Source organism: Nocardiopsis dassonvillei (assembly GCF_964273065.1).
Classification (GTDB): domain Bacteria; phylum Actinomycetota; class Actinomycetes; order Streptosporangiales; family Streptosporangiaceae; genus Nocardiopsis; species Nocardiopsis dassonvillei_B.
In genome coordinates this window covers 753,065-777,285 of sequence record NZ_OZ186815.1, presented here as the reverse complement: position 1 = coordinate 777,285, position 24,221 = coordinate 753,065, and the positions used below count along the sequence as shown (strand labels likewise).

At 76.0% G+C, this 24,221-nt stretch carries 19 protein-coding genes; 12 read left to right on the top strand and 7 right to left on the bottom strand.

Translation table 11 applies throughout. The features are described from left to right. Positions 1-2: 2 nt before the first annotated feature. The gene (locus tag ACSUPR_RS03765) at positions 3-635 is read right to left on the bottom strand and encodes a trimeric intracellular cation channel family protein (protein WP_436889504.1); all 633 of its coding nucleotides are present in this window, start codon (positions 633-635) and stop codon (positions 3-5) included. A 156-nt stretch (positions 636-791) separates the two neighbouring features. Further along, positions 792-2,345 (bottom strand): MFS transporter, encoded by a 1,554-nt coding sequence (locus ACSUPR_RS03760; protein WP_436889503.1) that lies wholly within the window; start codon positions 2,343-2,345, stop codon positions 792-794. 139 nt (positions 2,346-2,484) lie between these two features. Here ACSUPR_RS03760 and ACSUPR_RS03755 point away from each other — a divergent pair, with 139 nt between their 5' ends. From ACSUPR_RS03755 to ACSUPR_RS03745, 3 genes are all read left to right on the top strand, one after another. After that, positions 2,485-5,757, top strand: coding sequence for an AfsR/SARP family transcriptional regulator (locus tag ACSUPR_RS03755; RefSeq protein WP_436889502.1), 3,273 nt, complete (start codon positions 2,485-2,487; stop codon positions 5,755-5,757). Positions 5,758-5,802: 45 nt separating this feature from the next. Further along, entirely contained in the window at positions 5,803-6,324 is a 522-nt protein-coding gene (locus tag ACSUPR_RS03750) for a pyridoxamine 5'-phosphate oxidase family protein (protein ID WP_436889501.1), read from the top strand. Positions 6,325-6,399: 75 nt separating this feature from the next. Next, positions 6,400-7,758: a dihydrolipoyl dehydrogenase family protein gene (locus tag ACSUPR_RS03745; protein ID WP_436889500.1), complete on the top strand. Its 1,359-nt coding sequence runs from the start codon at positions 6,400-6,402 to the stop codon at positions 7,756-7,758. A gap of 37 nt (positions 7,759-7,795) precedes the next feature. On the opposite strand, the gene ACSUPR_RS03740 is transcribed toward ACSUPR_RS03745, so the two are convergent. The 3 genes from ACSUPR_RS03740 to ACSUPR_RS03730 all read right to left on the bottom strand — a co-directional run bounded on the left by ACSUPR_RS03740 (position 7,796) and on the right by ACSUPR_RS03730 (position 10,610). Continuing rightward, a complete protein-coding gene (locus ACSUPR_RS03740) occupies positions 7,796-8,650 on the bottom strand; it encodes a siderophore-interacting protein (protein ID WP_436889499.1) in 855 nt (284 codons plus the stop codon). A 263-nt stretch (positions 8,651-8,913) separates the two neighbouring features. Then, positions 8,914-9,921 (bottom strand): N-acetylglucosamine kinase, encoded by a 1,008-nt coding sequence (locus tag ACSUPR_RS03735; RefSeq protein ID WP_436891862.1) that lies wholly within the window; start codon positions 9,919-9,921, stop codon positions 8,914-8,916. A 53-nt stretch (positions 9,922-9,974) separates the two neighbouring features. Then, positions 9,975-10,610: a TetR/AcrR family transcriptional regulator gene (locus ACSUPR_RS03730; RefSeq protein WP_436889498.1), complete on the bottom strand. Its 636-nt coding sequence runs from the start codon at positions 10,608-10,610 to the stop codon at positions 9,975-9,977. A gap of 112 nt (positions 10,611-10,722) precedes the next feature. Here ACSUPR_RS03730 and ACSUPR_RS03725 point away from each other — a divergent pair, with 112 nt between their 5' ends. The 4 genes from ACSUPR_RS03725 (at position 10,723) to ACSUPR_RS03710 (ending at position 15,693) form a co-directional block, all read left to right on the top strand. Continuing rightward, positions 10,723-11,748: a carboxymuconolactone decarboxylase family protein gene (locus tag ACSUPR_RS03725; RefSeq protein WP_436889497.1), complete on the top strand. Its 1,026-nt coding sequence runs from the start codon at positions 10,723-10,725 to the stop codon at positions 11,746-11,748. A 72-nt stretch (positions 11,749-11,820) separates the two neighbouring features. Continuing rightward, positions 11,821-13,098, top strand: a complete 1,278-nt coding sequence (locus ACSUPR_RS03720; RefSeq protein ID WP_436889496.1) for a GNAT family N-acetyltransferase — start codon at positions 11,821-11,823, stop codon at positions 13,096-13,098. A 13-nt stretch (positions 13,099-13,111) separates the two neighbouring features. Continuing rightward, a complete protein-coding gene (locus tag ACSUPR_RS03715) occupies positions 13,112-14,365 on the top strand; it encodes a GNAT family N-acetyltransferase (protein ID WP_436889495.1) in 1,254 nt (417 codons plus the stop codon). A 53-nt stretch (positions 14,366-14,418) separates the two neighbouring features. Then, positions 14,419-15,693, top strand: coding sequence for a GNAT family N-acetyltransferase (locus ACSUPR_RS03710; RefSeq protein ID WP_436889494.1), 1,275 nt, complete (start codon positions 14,419-14,421; stop codon positions 15,691-15,693). A gap of 41 nt (positions 15,694-15,734) precedes the next feature. Here the strand turns inward: ACSUPR_RS03710 and ACSUPR_RS03705 are convergent, their stop codons facing one another. Both ACSUPR_RS03705 and ACSUPR_RS03700 read right to left on the bottom strand, forming a co-directional pair. Further along, positions 15,735-16,781 (bottom strand): aminotransferase class V-fold PLP-dependent enzyme, encoded by a 1,047-nt coding sequence (locus ACSUPR_RS03705; protein WP_436889493.1) that lies wholly within the window; start codon positions 16,779-16,781, stop codon positions 15,735-15,737. 106 nt (positions 16,782-16,887) lie between these two features. Then, positions 16,888-17,427: a MarR family winged helix-turn-helix transcriptional regulator gene (locus ACSUPR_RS03700; protein WP_436889492.1), complete on the bottom strand. Its 540-nt coding sequence runs from the start codon at positions 17,425-17,427 to the stop codon at positions 16,888-16,890. Between the two features lie 497 nt (positions 17,428-17,924). On the opposite strand from ACSUPR_RS03700, the gene ACSUPR_RS03695 reads away from it, so the two are divergent. From ACSUPR_RS03695 to fahA, 5 genes are all read left to right on the top strand, one after another. Then, entirely contained in the window at positions 17,925-18,887 is a 963-nt protein-coding gene (locus ACSUPR_RS03695; protein ID WP_436889491.1) for an MBL fold metallo-hydrolase, read from the top strand. A gap of 190 nt (positions 18,888-19,077) precedes the next feature. Next, complete coding sequence (locus ACSUPR_RS03690; protein WP_436891861.1) at positions 19,078-20,760, top strand: FAD-dependent monooxygenase; 1,683 nt, start codon at positions 19,078-19,080, stop codon at positions 20,758-20,760. Positions 20,761-20,815: 55 nt separating this feature from the next. Further along, positions 20,816-22,021 carry a homogentisate 1,2-dioxygenase gene (locus ACSUPR_RS03685; protein WP_436889490.1) on the top strand — a complete coding sequence of 402 codons (1,206 nt, stop codon included), beginning with the start codon at positions 20,816-20,818 and terminating at the stop codon, positions 22,019-22,021. Beyond that, positions 22,018-22,905: a hypothetical protein gene (locus ACSUPR_RS03680; RefSeq protein WP_436889489.1), complete on the top strand. Its 888-nt coding sequence runs from the start codon at positions 22,018-22,020 to the stop codon at positions 22,903-22,905. The genes ACSUPR_RS03685 and ACSUPR_RS03680 overlap by 4 nt, the downstream gene beginning before the upstream one ends. Before the next feature lie 74 nt (positions 22,906-22,979). Then, positions 22,980-24,200 carry a fumarylacetoacetase gene (fahA, locus tag ACSUPR_RS03675; RefSeq protein ID WP_436889488.1) on the top strand — a complete coding sequence of 407 codons (1,221 nt, stop codon included), beginning with the start codon at positions 22,980-22,982 and terminating at the stop codon, positions 24,198-24,200. The last annotated feature ends 21 nt before the right edge of the window (positions 24,201-24,221 follow it).

Sequence of the window (24,221 nt, the reverse complement as noted above, 5' to 3'; positions counted from 1 at the left end):
CGTCACAGCGGCGGGACGCCCGGCGGGCGCGGCGCGTTCCACCGGTAGCGCAGGGCCAGGACCCGGATCGTGAAGCACAGCAGGGCGCCGACCACCGCCACCCACCCGGCGTCGAACCCGAACACGTGCGCCACCGACACCGTTCCCGCGCCCAGCAGCGCCGGGATCGCGTACAGGTGCGAGTTGGCGCTGAGCACCGTCGGCACCCGGTTGAGGAGCACGTCGCGGAGGGTGCCGCCGCCCACCCCGGTGATCGCCCCCAGCAGGACCGCCTGGAGCGGGCCGAAGCCCAGCTCGATCGCCTTGGCCGCACCGATCACCACGAACAGGCTCAGGCCCGCGGCGTCGAACAGCAGGATGGGCTTGGCCAGCCGGGTGAGCCGGGAGCCGAGGAAGAACGCGACCATCCCGCCCAGCAGGGCCACGGTCACGTACCGCCAGTCCTGGAACGTCGCGGGGGTCACCCCCAGCAGCACGTCCCGGATGATGCCGCCGCCGATGGCGGTCACCAGCCCCAGGACCAGGACGCCCACGATGTCCACCCGGGCGGTGCGGATGGCGGTGAGGGCACCGTCGACGGCGAAGGCGAAGATCCCGACGAGGTCGAGGATCAGGAGGACGTTCTGAGTGGACATGGCCGGTGGCTGGGTTCCTGGTGAGAGCGGTGTGCCGACCAGCCATTGCACCACGGGCCCGGACGCCCCCGCGCCCGTCTGCGGCGTGACCCGCCGCACGCCGGGAGCGCGGCGGGCCCGCCGCGGGGGATTCCCGCGGCGGGCCCGGGCCCGCCGTCAGCGCCCGGCCGCCTCCCTCTCCACCGGTCCGGCCGGGGCGGGATCCGCCGCCTCGGCGGTCCCGGCGGCGGGGATCCGGCGCAGCAGGGCCAGTGCCAGCACCGCGCCCAGCGCGGCCAGCGCCGCGGCCGCCCACGCCGCCGTGTTCAACCCGTCGGTGAACGCGGTCCGCGCGGATTCCGCCAGCGCCGCCCCCGCCTCCTCCGGCAGGCCCGCCGCCGTCTCCAGCGCGCCCGGCAGCGTCCGGGCGGCCCCGGGCTCGGCGCCCGCCATCCCGGCCCGGTAGACCAGGGTGCCGACACTGCCCAGCAGCGCCACGCCCAGCGAGGTGCCCAGGTCGCTGGCGGTCGTGTTGACGGCCGAGGCCGCACCGGCCTTCTCCGGCGGGGCCGCGCCCACGACCAGCCCCGGCACCAGCGCCATCGCCGGGGCGACACCCGGGTAGAGCACGTAGAACGCGGCGACCAGCAGCGGCAGTCCGCCCGCGGCGTCCACCCCGGTCAGCATCAGGTACCCGGCCGCGGACAGCGCCATACCGGCGGCGATCACGTAGGCGGGCCGCACCCGGCGGGCGATCGCCGGCGTCACTGTGGAGGCGAGCACGAGCAGGAGGGCCGCCGGGAGGATCCACAGCCCGGCCCGCAGCGGCGACTGCTCCGCCACCAGCTGGAGGTACTGGGTGAACAGCAGGTACACGCCGCCGATGCCCACGGCCGCCAGCAGGAACACCAGCAGCGATCCGCTGAACACGCGGTTCGTGAACAGCCGCACGTCCAGCAGGGGGTCGGCGGCCCGCAGCTGGCGCCGTACGAACAGCACCCCGAAGACGACACCGGCGACCAGCGCGGCGACCGGGACGGCCGCCGGACCCTCCTCGGCGAGCTTCTTGACCCCGTACACGAACGGCAGCAGCGCGGCCAGCGACAGCAGCACGCTCAGGGGCTCCAGCCGGCCGGCGTTCGGGGCCCGGTACTCCGGCACCAGGAACGGCACCGCCACCAGCACCACCGCCATCACCGGGACGCCGATGAGCATCGCCGCGCCCCACCACAGGGCCTCCAGCAGCAGGCCGCCCACCAGCGGGCCCAGCGCCACACCGGCCGACACCGACGCCGCCCACAGGCCGATCGCCGTGCCGCGCTGGCGCGGATCGGTGAACATGACCGTGACCAGGGACAGGGTGGCGGGCATGATCGCGGCCGCGCCCAGGCCCATCAGGGAGCGGGCGGCGATGAGGAGCTCCGGGTTCGGGGCGTAGGCGGCAGCCACCGAGGCGACCGCGAACAGCGCCGCGCCCGCCAGCAGCAGGCGGCGCCGCCCCACCCGGTCGCCGAGCGTGCCCATGGTGACCAGGAACCCGGCCATCACGAACCCGTAGACGTCGTTGATCCAGAGCAGCTGACCGCCGGTGGGACCGAGGTCGGCGGCGATGTAGGGGGTGGCCAGGAACAGCACCGTCATGGCCAGGAACAGCAGCACCGTGGGTGCCATCAGGACCGCGAGACCGGCCCAGGTCCGGGCGGTCGCCCGGGGAGGAGCATCGAGTGGCATGGTGGCCTTCTTCGAGGAGCGGATCGAACACCCCCCACGGTGGCGGCCCGCACTCCGGAAACCCTTCGGGCCGGCTCAGGGCCGCCGCCGGCCCGGTCCGAAGGCCCCGGAAGGGCGGCGAACCTCTAAAGTTCGGGGCATGAGATTCGGGGTGCTGGGGCCGCTGGCCGTGTGGGACGACCGCGGGGAGCCCGTCCGGGTGCCCGAGCTCAAGGTCCGACTGCTGCTGGCGGCGCTGCTCATCGACCCGGGCCGGGTCGTGCCCGCCGACCGGCTCGTCGACGACCTGTGGGGCGCGGACCTGCCCGCCGACCCCGCCGCCTCCCTCCAGACCCGCGCCTCCCAGCTGCGCCGCGTCCTGGACGCGGCGGCGCCGGGCGGCCGCGCCCGGCTGGTCTCCCGCCGCCCCGGCTACCTGCTCGACACCGGCCCCGGGAGCCTGGACGCCGGCGACTTCGAGGACCTGCTGGGGCGGGCCCGCGACACCGCGGACCCGGCCGGGCGGCTGGGACTGCTCGCCGACGCCCTGGCGCTCTGGCGCGGACCGGCCCTGACCGACCTCGCCGACCACGACTTCGTCCGCACCGCCGTCCTGCGCTGGGAGGAGCACAGGCTCACCGCCCTGGAGGACCAGGCCCGGGCCCGCCTGGAGCTGGGGGAGCACGCCGCCGTCGCCGACGGACTCGGCGACCTGGTCGAGGCGCACCCGCTGCGCGAGCGCCTGCGCGCCGCCCACATGCTCGCCCTGTACCGGTCCGGCCGCCAGACCGCGGCACTGGAGTCCTACCGCCGGCTGCGCGACCTGCTGGCCGAGGAGATGGGCCTGGACCCGGGCCCGGAGCTGGCCGCGCTGCACCGGGCCGTGCTGGCCCAGGACCCGGAACTGGACGCCCCCGCGGCGCCCGCCCCCGCCGTGTCCACCCCCGCCGCGCCGGTGATGCACACCCTCCCCGGGATCCTCGCGCCCCCCGCACCGGCAGGGGGCGGGCACGCGGGCGACGGGAACCCGCTGCCGCCCCCGCCCGCCCCGACCGCGCCCGCCACCCCGCTGGTCGGCCGCGACGACGACATCGCCCGGGTGCTCGCCCTGCTGGCCGGGGCGCGCGTGGTCACCCTCACCGGCCCCGGCGGCGTCGGCAAGACCCGCCTGGCCCTGGCCGCCGCCGCCCGGGCCGGCACCCCCGGCGGAGCCCGCGTCGTCGACCTGGCCGGGGTCTGCCCCGGTGCGGACGGCGACAGCGCCGAGGCCGCCGTCGTGGAGGCCCTGTCCGCCGCACTGGGGGTGCGCGACGACTCCTCCGGGACCAGCCCCTTCACCGCACCGCCCGGCACCCGGACGACCCGGCTGGCCGACGCCCTGCGCGCCCGCGACACCCTGGTGCTGCTGGACAACGCCGAACACGTCGCCGACCCGCTCGCCCGGGTCCTGTCCGCCCTGCTGGCCGCCGCCCCGGGCCTGCGCGCCCTGGTCACCAGCCAGGTTCCGCTGGGCCTGGCCGCCGAGCACCTGCACACCGTGGAGCCGCTGCCCGTCGCCGACGCGGTGCGCCTGTTCGCCGCCCGCGCCGCCGCCTCCGCCCCCGGGTTCGCGCTCACCGACGACAACACCGAGGCCGTCGCCTCCATCGCCCGCCGCCTCGACGGGGTCCCCCTCGCCCTGGAGCTGGCCGCCACCCGGGTACGGTCCCTGGGCGTCCACGAGCTCGCCGACCGCGTCGACGACCGGTTCGCCCTGCTCACCGACGGCTACCGCGACGCCCCCGACCGGCACCGCACCCTGCGCGCCGCCCTGGACTGGAGCTGGGAGCCGCTCACCGGCCCCGAGCGCGCCGTGCTGCGCCGCCTGGCCGTGCACGCCGACGGCGCCTCCCTGGCCTCCGCGGAGGAGGTGGTCTCCGGCGGCGGCGTCCCCCGGGAGTCGGTGCCCGACCTGCTCGCCCGCCTGGTCGACCGCTCCCTGGTCACCGCGTCCCGCGACACCCGCCCGCGCTACCGGCTGCTGGAGTCCGTCGCGATCTACGGCACCGAGCGGCTGCGCGAGGCAGGGGAGGAGGAGTGGGCCCGCCGCCGCCACCTGGACCACCACCTCGGCCTGGCCGAGCGGGCCGACCCCCACCTGCGCACCGCCGCCCAGCACCGCTGGCTGAAGACCCTGGACGCCGAGGGCGCCGACCTGCGCCGGGCGCTGGAGACCGCCCGCGCCGCGGGCGACGCCGACGCGGCCCTGCGCCTGGCCAACGCCCTGGCCTGGTACCGGGTGATGCGCGGCCGCCTGGCCGAGGGTGTGCGCGCCCTGGACACCGCCCTGGACCTGCCCGGCGCCGCCGGGCACCCGGCCCACCGCACCGCCCTGGTGTGGCGGGCCGCACTGGGCCACGGACTGGGCCGCGACTTCGGACCGGTCCCCGACCCCGAGGACGGGACCGCCGCGGACGAGGCGCGGGCCCGCTGGTTCCTCGCCCACGTGCGCACCGGGTTCGGTGGGTCCGACGACGGCGTCCTGACGGACCTGCACGCCCACTTCGTGCGCACCGGCGACCGGTGGGGCGAGGCCGCGGCCGCGGCGTCCCTGGCCCGATCCGCCTTCGTGCGCGGCGACCTGGACACCCTCCTGCACCGCGGGGAGCGCGCCCGCGAGCTGTTCACCGGCCTCGGCGACCGTTGGGGACAGGCCCTGGCCTCCTTCCTGCTCGCCTCCCGGGCCGAACCCGTCGGGGACCTCGACACCGCCGAACGCCACCACCGCGAGGCCCTGGGCACCGCCGAGGACCTGGGCCTGTGGACCGAGGTCGGGGAACGCCTCACCTCCCTGGGCCGTATCGCCCTGCTCCGCCGCGACCTGGACCGCAGCGCCGAACTCCACGAGCGCGCCCGCCGGGTGGCCGTCGAGCAGGGCCACCTGGTGGGGGAGGAGTCCGCGGTGCTGGGGCTCGGCCTGGTGGCCCGCCGCCGCGGCGACCTGGCGGCAGCCCGCACCCACCTGGGCGCCTGGCTGGACTGGCACCTGGAGTCGGGCTCCGACCACGGGGCGGCGCTCATCCTCGCCGAACTGGGCTTCGCCGCCGAACTGGACGGCGACGCCGCAGGAGCCGAGGAGCTGCACCTGCGCGGTCTGGAGGCGGCCCGCCGCACCGGCGACCCCCGGGCGCTGGCACTGGCCCTGGAGGGCCTGGCCGGCGCCCGCTCCCTGGCGGGGGAGGCCGCGCGTGCCGCCCGCCTCCTCGGCGCCGCCGACGCCCTGCGCCGCTCGGCGGGGGCGCCGCTGCCCGGGGCCGAACGCGACGACGTCGCCCGGACCGAGCGGCGCCTCACCGGTGCCCTGGGCCCGGACGGCCTGGCCCGGGAGACGGCGCGGGGTGCCGCGGAAGGAGCGGACGCGCTGCTCGCCGACCTCGTGCCGCAGGGGTCCTGAGCCGGTCCTGAGGATCCCCGGAGCCGTGCGGCGCACCGTGGTCCCATGAACGATGAGACCACCACCCGCCGCCGCGGACGCGTCCACACCTTCGCCGACATCCGCGAGGACTTCGACGCCATCGTCGGCGTCGTCAACTACGCCACCATGGTCACCGTCGACGCCGCGGGCAGGCCCCGCACCCGCGTCCTCATCCCCGTCTGGGAGACCGAGGGCGACGAACCCCTCGGCTGGCTGGCCACCTACCCCACCCCGGTCAAGGTCGCCCACCTGGCGAAGAACCCGAACGTCTCCTTCTCCTACTGGAACCCGACCCAGAACACGGCGTCCGTCGACGGCACCGCCGCCTGGACCGAGGACCCGGGGGAGCGCCGCCGGGTGTGGGACCTCTACCGGTACGGCAGCCCGCCCGGGGCGGGCTACGACCCGTCCCGCTTCTGGAAGGGTCCCGACGACCCGGAGCTGGCCGTGCTGCGCATCGAGCCCCGGCGCGTCCGGGTGCTGCGCGGCCGCGACCTGGTCACCGGTGTCCCCGGCCGGATCTGGACCCGCGAACCCCGGTGGTGACCGCGTGTCGGGGCGGCGGTCCCGCCGGGGAGGAGCCACCATCGTGGGGACCGGGCACGGCGAGCGGAGGACCCCATGGAGCACCTGGACGCCATCGTCATCGGCATGGGACCGGGCGGCGAGGTCGTCGCCGACCGGCTCCTCGGGGCCGGGAGGCGGGTGGCGGTGGTCGAGCGCCGGCTCATCGGCGGTGAATGCGGCTACTACGCCTGCATCCCCACCAAGACCCTCATCCGCCCGCCCGACGCCCGGGCGGGCGCCGCGGAGGCCGCCGGACTGGGCCGCCCCGAGCTGGACTGGCCCGCGCTGCGCGACTACCGCGACCGGATGATCCGCCACCTGGACGACTCCGCCCAGGCACGGGGCTACCGGGAGCAGGGGGCGCTGGTCCTCAGGGGCACCGCCCGCGTCGTCGGCCGCGACCCCTGGCGGGTCGCGGTCGACGGGGACGAGTACACCGCCGACCACGTCGTGGTCGCCACCGGCTCCGAGCCGGTGCGCCCGCCCGTCGAGGGACTGGACGCCCTGGGCCCGGACCGGGTGTGGACCAACCGGGAGGCCACGACCCTCACCGAGATCCCCGGCCGGGCCCTGGTGGTGGGCGGGGGCGCGGTCGCCGTCGAACTCGGGCAGTTCCTGGCCCGCACGGGGTCGCAGGTGACCCTCGTCCAGCGCGGCGACCGGCTGCTGGACCGCGAGGAGCCGCGCCTGTGCGAGCTGGTCTCCGAGCAGTTCGAGCGCGACGGCGTCACCGTCCGCCTGGGCACCGAGGTGGACTCGGTGGCCGCGGACGGCGACGGCGTCGCCGCCGTCCTGAGCTCGGGCGAGCGCGTCCGCGCGGACGTCGTCGTGCTGGGTGCGGGGCGCCGCCCGAACGGCGGCGGTCTCGGCCTGGCCGAGCTCGGGGTGGAACCCGACCGCGGGGCCCTGCCCGTCGACGACCGCTGCCGGGTCGCCCCCGGGCTGTGGGCGGTCGGCGACGTCACCGCCCGCGCCATGTTCACCCACGTCGCCAAGTACCAGGGGCGGCTGGTGGCCGCCAACATCCTGGGCGGGGACCGCCGCGCCGACTACACGGGGGTGCCGCGGGTGGTGTTCGCCCACCCCGAGATCGCCGGGGTGGGGCTCACCTCCGGGCAGGCCCGGGACCGGGGGATCGACGTGGCCACCGCCGAGATCGACCTGCCCGCGGCCCTGGCCCGGCCCTGGACCCACGCCACCGACCCGCGCGGCACCCTGGGGGTGGTCGCCGACCGGGAGGAGGGCGTGCTGGTGGGGGCGTGGGCGTTCGGACCGATGGTCTCGGAGTGGATCAACACCGCGGCGCTGGCGATCCGCGCGCGGATCCCGGTGGGGTACCTCATCGACTCCACACCGCAGTTCCCCACGTTCAACGAGGGGTACGTGGCCGCGCTGGAGCAGCTCGGCCTCTAGGGAGCGTCCCGTCGGGGAGGCGGGCGGTCCGGGACCCTCAGCCGCGGTCGGCCAGGGCCGCGGCCTCCTCGTCCTCCACCCGCCGGTTCCACTCGGCCTTGGAGGACTGCCAGCCGTCCTCGTCCCGGCCCAGCCGCCAGTACCCGGAGATCGACAGGTCCTCCTTGGGCAGGCCGCGCTCGACGCGCAGCAGCCGCCGCAGGTCGCGCACGAAACCGGCCTCGCCGTGCACGAACGCGTGCACCCGCCCGGCGGGGAACTCCAGGGACCGCACCGCCTCGGCGAGCAGGGCGCCCACCGGCCGGTCGCCCCGGTGCAGCCAGTGCGTCCGCACCAGGCCGTGGGCCCGCAGCTTCTGCTCCTCCCCGGGCCCGGAGACCTCGACGAACACGTGCGCCGGGCGTCCCCCGGGCAGGTGCTCCACCGCCGCCGCGATCGCCGGGAGGGCGCTCTCGTCCCCGGCCAGCAGGTGCCAGTCGGCGTCCGGGTCGGGGGAGTAGCCGCCGCCCGGGCCGAGCATGCGCAGGGTGTCGCCGGGGCGGGCCGCGGCCGCCCACGGGCCGGCCAGGCCGGTGTCGCCGTGGTGGACGAAGTCGACGGTCAACCGCCGGGACCCGGGGTCGAAGTCCCGCACGGTGTAGGTGCGGGTGACCGGCCACTCCTCGCGCGGCCGGCTCTCGCGGATCGCCTGCACGTCGTAGGGCTCGGGGTCGCCCGGGGCGGGCGGCGGGAAGAGCAGCTTCACGTAGGAGTCGGTGTGCCCGGCGGTGGCGAAGTCGGCGAGCCCCTCGCCGCCGAACACCACCCGCACCATGTGCGGGGTGAGGTGCTGGACCGCCTCCACCCGTCCCACGTGCACGGTCCTCTTCGGTCGTTCCCGTCGCTCGTCCACGGCGGCCCCCTTCTCACAGCTTGTTAGGTGAACCTAACACGGCTCCGGGTCAGAGTACCCCTCCGGGGGAGCACGGCCGGCCCTAGGCTGTGTTTTTTTGAACCTCCGTTCCGCTTCGGTTCGCGTTCGGCGCCCCCGGAAGGCGGGAACCCTCGGCCCTACGGGAACGTCCTCGTTCCTCGGACATCCCCTCCGGGCCTGCCGAACCCCGCCGGCGCCTCACACACCCCCCGCGGAACAGGACGGCACTCAAAAAACAGACCCTAGGCCGCGTCGCTGCGGTCGTCGCGGGCCGGCGCGGTGAAGGCCGCGTGCAGGTCGGGGTCGTCGGCCGGGGCGCCCGCCTCCAGCGCCGCCAGCCAGGCCGCCGCGCCCGCCGTGCACCCCGCCGTCGACAGCGGCGAGCCCGCCGTTCCCAGCGCCAGCTTGCGGGTGAGCGCCTCGCGCACCGGTCGCGACCCCAGCAGTACACCTCCGGCCAGCACCACCGGCCGCCGCTCCCCGGGCGAGCGCACCTGGTGCACCGAATGCGCCAGGTGCCCTGCGGCGGCGTTCACGATCACCTCCGCCGCCTCGTCCCCCTGCACGAACGCCTCCGACACCAGCGGGGCCAGGGCCGCCAGCCCGATCGGCGGCTGTGCGGTCAACGTGCGGGCGAAGGCGCGCGCGTGCTCCTCGGACAGGTGCTCGTCCCCCTCCGCCGGACGCCTGCCGGGGATGACCCGCTTGGCGACCATCCGCGCCAGAGGGCTGAGCGCCGTACCCCGGGCCAGCTGGCGGGCGGTCTCCCTCGCCGCCTGGTGGCCGATCCAGAAGGCCGAGCCCTCGTCGCCGATCAGCCACCCCATCCCGTCGGCGGAGCGGCTGCGCCGGCGCCCCTCGATCCGGGCGGCGATCGCGCCGGTGCCCGCGATGACCACCGTCCCGTCGGGTTCGGGGGTGCCGGAGGCGAAGGCCACCTCGTCGTCGCCGGCGAACCCCATCCGGTCCACCGGTACGCCGACCAGCACCAGCTCCTCCACCAGGCGCTCGCGCACCTCCCCGTCGCGCAGCGCGGACACCCCGGCCAGCCCCACCATCCCGGCCGCCACACCCCCGCGGGCTCCCGGCCCGGCCCGGTCCAGGGCCGCGCCGACCGCCCGGGCCAGCTCCCGCCCCGCCCGGGCGGGCCCGTGGGCGTTGGGGTTGGCGCCCCCCGCCCAGGCCTGCCCCACCCGCTCACCCGACAGGGTGGCGACCAGGGCGCGGGTGGTGGTGCCGCCCGCGTCCACCCCCACCACCAGGCGGGGGTGTTCGGAGCGCTTCGTTGAGGAGGTCACAGGTGTCACAGGGGGAGATTGCCCTCTCCTCGGGCGGAATACTCGTCCGGGCCGCGGCCGATCACGGCCAACGCCGTCCCGGCGGCCTCCGCCGCGGCCTCCTCGTCCAGCGGGTCGCCGCTGACCAGCAGCCGGAGGTAGAGCGGTGCGGCCAGCGCACGGGCGACCCGGGCCGGGTCGGTGCCGGGCGGGGCCTCGCCCCGGGCGACGGCCCGCTCCACCACCGGCCGGACGTGCTCGACGCGGTCGGCGAAGACGCGTTCGCGCGCCCGGGCGATCTCGGGGATGCGTGCGGCGTCGGCGAGCATCGCGGTCATCACCGCCCCCCGCGGCGAGGTGAGCAGCCCGACCAGGCCGCGGGCCAGGGCCCGCAGGTCGCCCGCCAGGGTGCCGGTGTCGGGGGCGGGGACCTCGGTGGCGGCCAGGTGCTCGAAGGCGTCGACCACCAGGGCCTGCCGGTCGCGCCAGCGCCGGTACACGGTGGTCTTGTGCACGCCGGCGCGGCGGGCCACGGACTCGACGCTGAGGCCGGAGTAACCGTGTTCGCCCAGCTCGGCCAGGGTCGCGTCGCGGACGGCGGCCAGCACCTTGGCCCCGCGCCCCACCGGCCGTCCGGGCCGCGTGCAGTGTTCGTGCGTCATCGTCCTCCCGTGGTCGCCCCGATTCTTCCTTGCCCCGGGGCGCCTGCGCACGCATACTGAGGTTATTGCAACAAAAAGTTGCGATAGAGCCCCGTGGCCCGAGGAGGCCCCAGTGCCCGGTATCTACCGCTACACCTCACCGGTCGACCCCAAGGAGGCCACCGGACCGGTCGCCGCCGTCTACGCCCAGATCAAGGAAGAGTTCCTGCTCGCCGACGGCCCCCTCATGGCCCTGTCCCGCGCTCCCGAACTCCTCGTCCGCGTCTGGGCGCTGCTGCGCGAATCCGAACTGGCCGGCCCGGTCCCGCGCGCCGAACGCGAACTCGTCGCCGTCGCCGTCTCGGCCGCCAACACGTGCCCCTTCTGCGTCGACGCCCACACCACCCTGAGCCATGCCGGGGGAGACCACGCCGCCGCCGAGGCCGTCCGCGCGGGCGGCCGCCCCCGCGACCCCGCCCTGGCAGCCCTCGCCGACTGGGCCGCCGCCACCGCGGACCCCGCCCTCGACCCCCGGCCCGAGCCGCCCTTCCCGGCCGAGCACACCGCCGCCTTCGTCGGCACCGCCCTGGCCTCGCACATCATCAACCGGGTCACCTCCTGCCTGCTCGTCGAACGCCTACTGCCCGGCGACCTCCAGCGCTCCCGGACCGTCCGCCGGGTCCTGGGCGCGGCCGTGCGCCGCGGCCCCGGCCGCTCCGTGCCCCCCGGTCGCTCCCTGGACCTGCTGCCGGCCGTCCCCACCGCCCCGCCCGCCTGGGCCGACGGGCCCGTCGGCGCCGCCTACGCCGCCCTGGCCGCGGCCGTGGCCGCCCTGGACGTCCCCGACACCGTCCGCGCCCGCACCCGGGCCGCCGTCACCGACTGGGACGGGCGCCCGCCCGCCCTGTTCGAGGACCCCGTGGGCGCGCACGCCGACGGGCTCGACGCACCCGACCGGACCGCCGTGCGCCTGGCCGTGCTCGCCGCCCTGTCCCCGCACCGGGTCACCGACGCCGACGTCGCCGCCTGGCGGGCCGCCACCGGCCGCACCGCCGACGCCGACCTGGTGCGCCTGGTGGTCCTGGGGGCGTTCACCGCCGCCGACCGCATCCAGCGGTCCCTGGCCGCCGATCCGGCCCGGGAACACCCCTCCCGGTAGCCGGGCGGGTCGGCTCCGCGGACACGCGGAAAAGCAGTGGCGTGTTCGGGGCAGTCCTGAGAGGGTCGGCCCATGGCAGTGGAGCAGAACCCTTCGACGACCCGTACCGGCGACCCCGGATGGGAGGTCGGAACGGCGACGGAGGACGAGATCCCCGACGCCACCCGCGTGTTCGCCACCGCCATCAACATCCCCCTCGCCGACCTGCTCGACACCGAGCGCGAGCACCCCGTGAACGAGCCCGACCGCTTCGTGGTCGCCCGCGAGGGCGGCCGCGTCGTGGGCACCGCCAACTCCCACCCCTTCTCCCTCTCCGTCCCGGGCGGGCCGCGCCCGGCGGCCGGGGTGACCGGGGTGGGCGTGCGGCCCACCCACCGCCGCCGCGGGGTCCTCACCGCGCTCATGCGGTACCAGCTCGCCGACCTGCGCCGGCGCGGGGAGCACCTGGCGATCCTGTGGGCGTCCGAGGGCGGCATCTACGGCCGCTACGGCTACGGGCGGGCACTGCTCCAGTCCACCTTCTCGGTGAGCCGGGCCCGGGCCGCCCTGCGCCCCGACGCCCCCCGCGACGCCTCCCTCACCCTGGAACTCGCCGAACCCGCCGACGTCCTGCCCGACCTGGACCTGCTGCACCGCGCCGCCCAGGCCGAACGCCCCGGCGGGTTCCCCCGCGAGGGCAACTGGTGGAAGCTGCGCCTGTGGATGCTCTCCCGCCCCCGGCCCGACACCTCCGACCTGCGCGCCGTCCTCGTCCGGGACGCCCGGGGCCGCCCCGTCGGCGCGGCCCTGCACCGGGTCACCACCGGCTACGGCGAGGGCGGCCTGCCCACCGGGACGGTCACCGTCCAGGAGATGAACGCGCTCACCCCGGCCGCCCGCACCGCCCTGTACGAGTACCTCCTCGACACCGACCTCACCGTGGAGACCGAGGTCGTCGGCCTGCCCGAGGACGACCCCCTCCCCGCCCTGCTGGCCGACCCCGCACAGGCCGTCCGCCGCGGCGGCGGAAGCCTGTGGCTGCGCCTGGTCGACGTGCCCGCCGCCCTGGCCGAGCGCACCTACGCCACCCCCCTGGACACCGTCATCGAGGTCGCCGACCGGCACGCCCCCTGGAACGCCGGGCGCTGGCACCTGGAGACCGACGGGGAGCACACCCGGGTGGAGGCCGTCGACGCCGACCCCGACCTGTCCCTGGACGTGGCCCACCTGGGCGCCGCCCACCTGGGCCGGGGGCCGGTGACCACCCACGTCGACGCCGGCACCGCCGCCGAGCACACGCCCGGCGCCGCCGCCCGCCTCGACACCGCCCTGTACACCCCCCGGGCGCCCCGCTGCGACACCGGATTCTGAGGGAGCGGACCCCATGGCCGACACCGCCCGCGACCACACCGCCTGGACCGTACGGGGCACCACCGCCGACGAGTACCCCGAGGTCGCCCGGGTCGTCGGCGAGGCACTGCTCATCCCCGCCGAGGACCTGGTCGGACAGGAGTCCCGGAACCCGCTGGCGGAGCACGGGCGCACCCTGGTCGCGCTGGACGGGGACCGCGTCGTCGGCACCGCGGCCTCCTACGCGTTCTCCCTCTCCGTCCCGGGCGGGCCGCGCCCGGCGGCCGGGGTGACCGGGGTGGGCGTGTGGCCCACCCACCGCCGCCGCGGGGTCCTCACCGCGCTCATGCGGCGCCAGCTCGCCGACATCCGCGCCCGCGGCGAGAACCTCGCCGTGCTGTGGGCGTCCGAGGGCGGCATCTACGGCCGCCACGGCTACGGCCTCTCCTCCCGGGAGGCCCGGGTGACGGTGCCGCGCGCCCGCGCCGCACTGCGCCCCGACGCGCCCCGAGACCCGGCCCTCACCGTCGAACTGCTCACCCCGGACCGGGCCCGCCCCGCCCTGGCCGAGGTGCACCGGAGCACCCTCGCCGAGCGCAACGGCCGGTTCGCCCGCGCCGACAAGTGGTGGCCGCACCTGCTGCGCGACGACGAGCACGCCCGCCGCGGCGCCGGGCACCTGCTGGCCGCCGTCGCCTCCGGCCCGGACGGACCGCAGGGGTACGCCCTGTACCGGGTCCGCAACACCTGGGAGCTGGACATGCCCCGGGGCCGGGTGCTGGTCGACGAGGTCGCCTCGACCACCCCCGCCGCCCGGACCGCCCTGTACGAGCACCTCTTCTCCCGCGACCTCACCGAGGAGACGGTCTTCCACGGCCTTCCGCTGGACGACGTGCTCCCGGACCTGCTCGCCGACCGCAAGCAGGCCTCCGTCGCCCCCTTCGACGCCCTGTGGACCCGCCTGGTGGACCTGCCCGGTGCGCTGTCCGAGCGCTCCTACGCCGCCCCGGTCGACGTCGTCCTGGCGGTCACCGACCGGACCGCTCCCTGGAACGCGGGCGTGTGGCGGCTGGTCGCCGACGGCGAGGGCGCGAGCTGTACCCCCGCGTCCGGCCCCGCCGACCTCTCCGCGGACGTGTCCCACCTGGGCGCGGCCTACTTCGGGCGGCGCCCCCTGACCGGGTTCGCCGCCGCCGGACTGCTCACCGAGCACACCCCCGGCGCCGCCCGTGCCCTGGACACCGCCCTGTACGAACCCCTGGAACCGCACTGCGGCGTCGACTTCTGACCTCCGTCCCGTCCCCCCACCGTTCCGACCGCACCCGACGACAAGGCGAGGAAATGACCACATCCGACAGCGCGCGCACCGAGTGGACCGTGCGCGGCACCGACCGGGACGAGTACCCGCAGGCCGCCCGGGTCATCGGCGAGGCCCTCCTGGTGGGCGACGACCTGGACACCGTCATGGAGCGGATGCGCCCCCTCCACGACGCCGAGGGCTACGACCGCGTCCGCGTCGCCGTCGACGACATCGACGGCGAGGAGCGCATCGTCGGAGCCGTCAACGACTTCCGCTTCCGGATGAACCTGCCCGGCGGCCTGCGCACCGTGGCCGGGGTGACCGGGGTGGGGGTGTGGCCCACCCACCGCCGCCGGGGCGTGCTCAGCTCCCTCATGCGCCGCCAGCTCGCCGACATCCACGCGTCGGGTACCAGGTACGCCGCGCTGTGGGCTTCCGAGGGCTCCATCTACGGCCGCTTCGGATACGGCCCCGCGGTCGCCGAGACCGAGGCGTCCATCGCCCGCCCCCACGCCGCTCTGCGCCCCGAGGCGCCCCGCGACCCCGGGCTGTCCCTGCGCCTGGGCTACGCCGCCGAGCTCCGCGCCGACCTGGAGCGGGTCCACGAGGAGGCCGCCGCCACCCGGCTGGGCCAGGTGCCGCGCGCCGCCCACTGGTGGGACCGCGCGCTGCGGGACACCCCCGACACCCGGGGCGGCAAGGGGCCCAAGCAGGCCGTCGTGGTCCGCGGCCCACAGGGCCCGGTGGGCTACGCCCTGTACAGCACGCAGGGCAAGTGGGAGTCGGAGGGCGCCGCCGGGACGGTGCACGTCCAGGAGATGCGGGCCACCGTCCCCGCGGCCTGGACGCTGCTCTACGAGCACCTGCTCGACCGCGACCTGACGGCGCGCATCGAGTTCGAGTTCATGCCGGTCGACGACCCGCTCGTGCACCTGCTCGCCAACCGGGACCGGCTCGTGCGCGAGATCTTCAACAGCCTCTGGGTGCGGCTGGTGGACGTCCCCGGCGCGCTGTCCGAGCGCACCTACACCGCCTCCGCGGAGGCGGTGCTGGCGGTCACCGACCGGTACGCGCCGTGGAACGCCGGAACCTGGTCGCTGAAGGCGGCCCCCGAGGGGGCCCGGGTGGAGGCGACCGACGCGGCCCCGGACGTCTCGCTGGACGTGTCCCACCTGGGCGCGGCCTACCTGGGGCAGACCCGCCTCACCGAGTACGCGGCCGCCGGGCTGCTCACCGAGCACACCCCGGGGGCGGTCGCCCGCCTGGACGCGGCCCTGTACCGCCCGGACGCGGCCTTCAACGGCGCCATCTTCTAGCGTGCGCGGCGGCCCGGGCGCACCCCGGGCCGCCCCGCCGGTCAGCCGGTGAGGGCCTTGACCAGACGGTCCACGTCCTCCTCGGTGTTGTACAGGTGGAACGAGGCGCGCAGCCGCCCGTCGCGGGCGGCCACCGCGATGCCCTCCGCCAGCACCCGCTCCACCCCGCCCGGCGGAGCCGGGACCGACACGATCGCCGAGCCGGTCGGCTCCAGGTCCAGCCGGGTGCGCAGCAGGTCGCCCAGGGCCGCGTCGTGCGCGTGCACGGCGTCGAGGCCGGTCTCCTCCAGCAGCGCCAGGGTGTGCTCCAGTCCGGCCCACGCGGGCCACACCGGGGGCAGGTCCAGCCCGCGGGCGCCCTCCGCCAGGTTCAGCGGCGCGCCGTACAGGTTGTTCCACGGGTCCCGGGAGGCGTACCAGTTGCCCGCCAGCGGGGCCGTCCCGGCCAGCGCCTCCGCGCTCGCGGTGAGGAACGCCGACCCGCGCGGCCCCAGCAGCCACTTGTAGGCGCTGCACACCGTGTAGTCGATCCGGTCCGCGGGCAGCGGCAGCCACCCGGCGGCCTGGGTGGCGTCCACCAGCAGCCGGGCCCCGTGGGCGTCCCGGGCCGCCAGCAGGTCCTCCAGGGGGGCGATGCGCCCGTCGGAGGACTGCACCGCCGACACCGCGACGAGCCGTGTGGCCGGGCCGACCTCGTCGGCCAGGCGCTCCAGCGGCACCTCCCGGACGGTGAGGTCGTCCCGGGTGAGGAAGGGGTGGACCACCGAGCTGAACTCGCGCTCGGCGGTGAGCACCTCCGAGCCCGGCGGCAGCGCCGCGGCGACCGTGCCGACGAACTGCGCGGTGTGGGCGCCGATCGCGGTGTTCTCCACCGGCACGCCCAGCAGGCGGGCGTAGGAGGCGCGGGTGCGCTCGATCCCGGGGTCGGCGTCGGCCGGGGAGAACAGTCCGGCGGCCACCTCGCGGGTGTGCCGGAGCACCGCGTCCAGCGCGGTGTCGGGGAGCAGGCCGTGGGTGGCCGTGTTGAGGTACACGGTCCCGGGTGAGAAGTGCCGTCGTGCGGCGTCGATGCGGGCGGAGTCGTCCATGCCCCCATGCTCACCGTGCGGGAGGACCGTGTTCAAGGGCCGATCCGGCCGGGATTGGCCCCTTGCCGCGTGCGCGGGGCGGCGCGGGGTGCGCGCCGGGGCGGCGTCAGTTGCGGAACTTGGCCTGGGCGTCGGTGGAGCCCGCCATGAGCTTGTTGAGCAGGCGCACCAGTTCGCGGCGCTCCTCGGGTTCCAGGGCCTCGGCCCAGGCCGACTCGCGGCGGTTGTGGGCGCGGAAGCCGCCGAGGATGGCGCGGTAGCCCGCCTCGGTCAGGCTGAGCTGGAGGGCGCGGCGGTCGTGGATGGCGCGCTCGCGCAGGATGAGCCCGTCGCGCTCCAGGGTGTTGAGCAGCGCGGACAGGGCGGCCCGGCTCATGCCGGAGATCTCGGCGGTGGTCTTGGCCTCCATCGGCCCGGCCAGCCAGAGCGCGAAGATCACCCGGAATCCGGGCCAGGTGAGCCCGCGCGGCCGGTGGACGGTGGACTCCAGGTCGTAGATGACCATGCTCGTGGCCCGGTTGAGGGTCAGCACCATGCGCATGGCGTCGGCGTTGACGGAGGGGAGTTCCTGCTCGGCCTTCTGCACCGCGTAGTCGACGAACGACCAGAAGGTGAGGTCACTGGGGGGTGCGGTGTCATGGGTCACGGGGCCAGCCTAATACCTGGGGTCCGGGGCGTGTTTACCGATCTTTTCCTTTTCCGCGGCCGTGCCGTCCAGCGGTGATGCCGGGTGAACGGATCGTGGCGGTGTGCGGCCGGATAACGGTCCGCGTCCGTTCGGAGGCGAATGGTGCTTTCGCCGCGAGCCGTTCCGCCGGTCATGCCCGGAGTAGGGCGAATGTGCTTTCCGGGTGATATCGACGCCTTTCCCGGCTGCGGTCCCGGAGGGGACGGCGGCCCGCCCTGGGACGGGGGTGGCATCGCGCGGCCTGCGGGAAGGGTGGGGAAGAGGAGACACAACGGGGCAGGTCGGTGCGCTGCCGTCGTCGGCCGCAGGGCGTACAGTGTGATCTGTATCACTCATCAGGTGGCCCCGCGCCTCTTGGTGGAGTGACGCAGGGCACGTTATGGTCTGAATCATCAAACGTTTGATCATTTGGGGCGGCGGCAGCCGCCGAAGCGAGTGAAGGGGTCCCGACCACCATGGCAGCCAAGCCGTTCGCCTCGTCCGCCGACACCGAGGCCAAGCAGCAGACCCTGGAGGTCCTGGCCGACGGCGTCTACGCCCTCACCGCCGAGGGCGACCCCAACGTGGGCGCCATCGAGGGCGAGGACTTCCTCGTGGCGTTCGAGGCCCTGGCCACCCCCACCGCGGCCCGCGAGTGGCTGGCCAGGCTGCGCGAGCACACCGACAAGCCCGTCCGCTACCTGGTGCTCTCCCACTACCACGCGGTCCGCGTCCTGGGCGCCAGCGCCTTCGACGCCGAGATCATCCTCACCCACGAGAAGACCCACGAGCTGATCCGCGAGCGCGGCAAGGAGGACTGGGCCAGCGAGTTCGGCCGCATGCCCCGCCTGGCCAAGGACGCCGACTCCGTGCCCGGCCTGACCTGGCCCACCCAGACCTTCGCCGACCGCACCACCATCGACCTGGGCGGCGACCGCGGCGAACTCGTCCTGGAGTACTTCGGCCGCGGCCACACCGAGGGCGACATCGTCGCCTGGCTGCCCCGGCAGAAGATCCTCTTCGCGGGAGACCTCGTCGAGGCCCAGGCCGCCCTCTACACCGGCGACGCCTTCCACAAGGACTGGGCCGGGGCCACCCTGGACAGGGTCAAGGCCCTGGGCGCCGAGATGCTCGTCGGCGGGCGCGGCGCCGTCAGCCGCGGCCGCGCCGAGGTCGACGCCGCCATCGAGCAGACCCGCAACTTCCTCAACGTGATGATCCGCGAGGTCGGCGCCGTCCACGAGCGCGGCGGCACCCTCAAGGAGGCGTTCGAGGCCACCCACGCCGCCCTCGTCGGCGACTACGGCCACTGGCCGATCTTCGAGCACTGCCTGCCCTTCGACGTCTCCCGCCTGTGGGACGAGTTCTCCGGCATCGAGCGCCCCGTCATCTGGACGGCCGAGCGCGACCGCGAGGTCTGGGACCTCCTCCAGGCCTGACCGGCCAGGGCCGGGACCCCGCCAGCGGGGAACCCTCTTACAGGTGACCGACCGTCACCGACGCCCCGGCGGCGGACACCCGTCCCGCCGCCGGGGCCGCCGACCGGCCGCGGACCGGACCGGCACCGCCACCGACCACCACCGCGCGCGCCCCGCCCGCCACCGGGGCGCCGACGCCGAGGAGCCCGACATGCGACCTCCCGCGCCACGACCCCCCGCCGACACCTCCTCCGAGCCCGTCCTGGTCCTGGGAGCCGGCCCGGTCGGCCAGACCGCGGCCCTGCTGCTCGCCCGGCGCGGCGTCCCCGTCCGCATCGTCGACTCCCGGCCCGAGCGCGACGCCGTCGGCTCCAAGGCCATCTGCCAGCAGCGCGACGTCCTGGACGTGTGGGACTGGGTGGGCGCCGGGGAGGTCGCCGAGGAAGGCCTGACCTGGGACACCGCCCGCACCTTCTACCGCGGCAGCGAGCTGTTCAGCGTCCGCCTGGCGGACCCGGGCGCCTCCCCCCTGCCGCCCTTCGTCAACATCTCCCAGTCCCGCACCGAGGAGATCCTCGACCGCCGCCTCGCCGAGGCCGGGGTGACGGTCTCCTGGGACCACACCGTCACCGGCATCGAGCAGGACGGCGACGGCGTCACCGTCACCTGCGACACCCCGGACGGACCGGTCCGCCTCCACGGCACCCACGCCCTGTCCTGCCTGGGCGCCCACGGCGGAGTCGTCCGCCGCGCCCTGGGCCTGGGGTTCGAGGGCACCAGCTTCGACGACCGGTTCCTCATCTGCGACATCCGCGCCGACCTGGGCGACTGGGCCCGGGAGCGCCGCTTCTACTTCGACCCCGAGTGGAACCCCGGCCGCCAGGTCCTCATCCACCCCTGCCCCGACTCGGTGTTCCGCATCGACTGGCAGGTCCCCGCCGACTTCGACCTGGAGGCCGAGGAGTCCAGCGGCCGCCTCGACGCCCGTATCCGGCGGATCATCGGCGACGAGCCCTACGAGATCGTCTGGCACTCGGTGTACCGGTTCCACACCCGCGTGGCCGACCGCATGCGCGCGGGCCGCATCCTGCTCCTCGGCGACAACGCCCACCTGGTCGCCCCCTTCGGCGCCCGCGGCCTCAACTCCGGCGTCCAGGACGCCGAGAACGCCGCCTGGAAGATCGCCTACGTCCGCGCCGGCTGGGCCGACGAGGAGTTCCTGGAGACCTACCACACCGAACGCCACGCCGCCGCCCTGGAGAACGTCGAGATCACCAGCGCCACCATGCGCTTCCTCGTCCCCCAGGACGATGCCGAGCACGCCACCCGGGTCGCCGTCCTGGAGCAGGCCCTCACCGACGAGGCCGCCCGTGCCCGGGTCGACTCCGGCCGCCTCGCCGAACCCTTCTGGTACGTGGACTCCCCCCTCACCACCCCCTGTCCGCAGCGCCCCTTCGGCGGCCGCCCTCCCCGGGGCCTGGCGCCCGCCCCCTGCCCCGGCGTGATCGCCCCCGACGCCCCCGTCGAGGTGCCCGCCGGCCTGTTCGACGGCCCGGCGCCCACCCGGCTGCGCCCCCTGCTGCGCGAGGGCGTCACCCTGCTGCTGGGCCCCGCCCCCGCCGGGGAGGACGCCGACGACCTGCTCCGGCGCGCGCTGGCCGCCGCCCGGGAGGCCACCCCCGCCCCCGTCGCCGCGTTCCACCTCGCCGACATCGACGCCACCGGCGCCCTCGCCAAGGCCCTGGACGGCGACCCCGGCCAGGTGTGGGTGCTGCGCCCAGACGCCCACATCGCCGCCGTGGTCGACACCGCCGACCCCGCCGCGGTCGGCGCCGCCGTGCGCACCTGCCTGGGGCGGGCCGCCGCCCCCGAACGACCCGCGCCCGCGCTCTGACGCCGGCGCACCCAGCTCCGCGACCCACCGACGACGACCACCTGGAGGACACGCCATGGCCTACTACCGCCAGGTCGGCGAGGTGCCCCGCACCCGCCACACCCAGCACCGCACCCCCGAGGGGGGCCTCTACTACGAGGAGCTGATGGGGGAGGAGGGCTTCTCCTCCGACTCCTCGCTGCTCTACCACCGCGCCATCCCGTCGGCCATCGTCGACGCCGCCGAGTGGGAGGTCCCCGACCAGAGCCGAACCCGCAACGCGCCGATGGTGCCGCGCCACCTCAAGCTGCACTCGCTCTTCGGCGACCAGGAGTGGAAGGCCGCCGACGTCGTGGAGTCGCGCCGCCTGGTCCTGGGCAACGACGACGTGCGCATCTCCTACGTCGTCGCCGGGGCGCCCTCGGAGCTGTACCGCAACGGCATCGGCGACGAGTGCGTGTACGTCGAGTCCGGCAGCGCCCGCGTGGAGACCGTGTTCGGCCTGCTGGAGGTCGGCCGCGGCGACTACGTCATCCTGCCCCGGGCCACCACCCACCGCTGGGTGCCCACCGGCGACGAGCCGCTGCGCGCCTATGTCATCGAGGCCAACAGCCACATCGCGCCGCCCAAGCGGTACCTGTCCCGGTACGGGCAGCTGCTGGAGCACGCCCCCTACTGCGAGCGCGACCTGCGCGGCCCCTCCGAGCCGCTGCTGGCCGAGGGCGAGAACGTCGACGTGCTCATCAAGCACCGCGGCAACGGGCCCGGCGGCATCTCGGGCACCCGCTACACCTACCCCACCCACCCGTTCGACGTGGTCGGCTGGGACGGGTGCCTGTACCCGTACGCGTTCAACATCGACGACTTCCAGCCCATCACCGGCCGGGTGCACCAGCCGCCGCCCGTCCACCAGGTGTTCGAGGGCCACAACTTCGTCATCTGCAACTTCGTGCCGCGCAAGGTGGACTACCACCCCGGGGCCATCCCGGTGCCGTACTACCACTCCAACGTGGACTCCGACGAGGTCATGTTCTACTGCGGGGGCGACTACGAGGCCCGCAAGGGCTCCGGGATCGGCCAGGGCTCCATCTCCCTGCACCCGGGCGGCCACTCCCACGGCCCGCAGCCCGGCGCCTACGAGCGCAGCATCGGCGCCGAGCGGTTCGACGAGCTCGCCGTCATGGTGGACACCTTCCGGCCGCTGGACCTGGGCGAGGGCGGCCTCGCCTCCGACGACGGCACCTACGCCTGGACCTGGGCCGGGGGAAGGCGGGAGTCGTGAGCGGCGCCGACACGACCGCGGCCGGGGACACCCTGTACCGCTCCCTGTTCGACGACGCCGCCCTGTTCCCGCCCGGCAACGCCCCCATGGGCGAGGCACTGCCCGCCCACCGCGCGCACCGGGCCTCGGCCCGGGCCGCCTACGTGGGCCCCTTCCTGGTGTCCGACGCGCGCGTGGCCGAGCTGCGCGCGGTGCTGTCCCGGGAGGAGGCGGACCACCCGCCCCTGGGGATCGTGGTCACCGTCCCCGGCGGGGCCGACGGGGTCGCCCCGGCCGTCGAGGCGGTCCTGGCCGACCCCGCGCTGAGCCTGCGGGGCGTGGAGGTCGCGGCCCCGCCCGGCGGCGCCGCCGCGGCGGCCGCCGCGCTCGACGCCCACCTGCCCGACGGGACGGGGACGGCCGAACGCGCGGACGGGTACGTCGAGGTGTCCCGGCAGGGCGGCCCCGAGGGGGTCCGCGCCGACCTGGCGGCGCTCGCCGCCGCCGGCCGCAGCGCCAAGTTCCGCACCGGCGGGACGACGAGGGAGGCCCACCCCGGCGAGGACGAACTGGCCGTCCACCTGTACACCGCCGTCGACCTCGGGGTTCCCTTCAAGTGCACCGCCGGGCTGCACCACGCCGTCCGGCACACCACCGCCGAGGGGTTCGAGCAGCACGGCTTCCTCAACGTCCTGCTGGCCACCGACTCCCTCGTCAGGGGCGGGAGCGCCGCCGAGGCGGCGGCGGTCCTGGCCGACCGGGACGGCAAGTCCCTGGCCGAGCGAGCCGGAGGGCTCACCGCCGAGGAGGCGGCCGCGGTCCGGGCCGGGTTCCGCTCCTTCGGCACGTGCAGCATCGTCGAGCCGCTGGAGGACCTCATCGTCCTCGGGGCGCTCGCACTCTGATCCGCCACCACCCCCGCGGCCGGACCGGTGCCCCCGGTCCGGCCGCGGGGCCGCACCCAGAAAGCGCACACTCCATGCCCGACAGCTGGATCGACCTGCCCCAGGACACCGAGTTCGGCCTGGCCACCCTGCCCTACGGCGTGTACGACACCGGTGAGGAGGACAGCCGCGGCACCCGCATCGGCGTCGCCGTCGGCGACCACGTCCTGGACCTGGGCGGCGCCGCCCTCGCGACCGGCTCGCCGCACTCCGACCTGCTCCGCACCCCGAACCTCGACGCGCTGCTGGCCGCCGGGCGCCCCGTGTGGGAGCAGGTGCGGGCCGACCTGTCGGAGTGGCTCACCGACCCCGCCCACGAGGCCGCGGTGCGCCCCCACCTGGTGGACCGGGCGTCGGTGCGGCTGCACCTGCCGTTCACCGTCGCCGACTACGTGGACTTCTACGCCTCCGAGCACCACGCCACCAACGTGGGCCGGATCTTCCGCCCCGACCAGGCGCCGCTCACCCCCAACTGGAAGCACCTGCCCATCGGGTACCACGGCCGCTCCGGGACCGTCGTGGTGTCGGGCACCGACATCGTCCGCCCCACCGGCCAGCGCAAGCCGCCCACCGAGCAGGCCCCCGTGTTCGGGCCGTCGGCCCGGCTGGACATCGAGGCCGAGGTCGGCTTCGTGGTCGGCACGCCCAGCCCGATGGGGGAGCGGGTGCCGGTGGACGGCTTCCCCGACCACGTGTTCGGCGTGTTCCTGCTCAACGACTGGTCCTCGCGCGACCTCCAGGCCTGGGAGTACGTGCCGCTGGGCCCCTTCCTGGGCAAGTCGTTCGCCACCTCGGTCTCGCCCTGGATCGTGCCGCTGGCCGCACTGGAGGCCGCCCGGGTGGAGCAGCCCCCCCAGGACCCCGAACCGCTGCCCTACCTGCGCGGGGCCCGGCCCTGGGGCCTGGACCTGCGGCTGGAGGTGCGGATCAACGGGCACGTGGTGTCGCGGCCGCCGTTCTCGCAGATGTACTGGACGGCCGCGCAGCAGCTCGCCCACATGACCGTCAACGGGGCGTCGCTGCGCACCGGCGACGTGTACGCGTCGGGCACGGTCAGCGGCCCCGAGGTGGAGCAGCGGGGCTGCCTCCTGGAGCTGACCTGGAGCGGCAGGGAGCCCCTGCGGCTGCCGGACGGGACCGAGCGCACCTTCCTCGAGGACGGGGACGAGGTCGTCATCACCGCGACCGCGCCGGGCCCCGACGGGACGGTCGTCCACTTCGGCGAGGTGAGCGGGCGGATCCTGCCCGCGAGGTAGGCCCGGGGGGCGGGGGCCCGG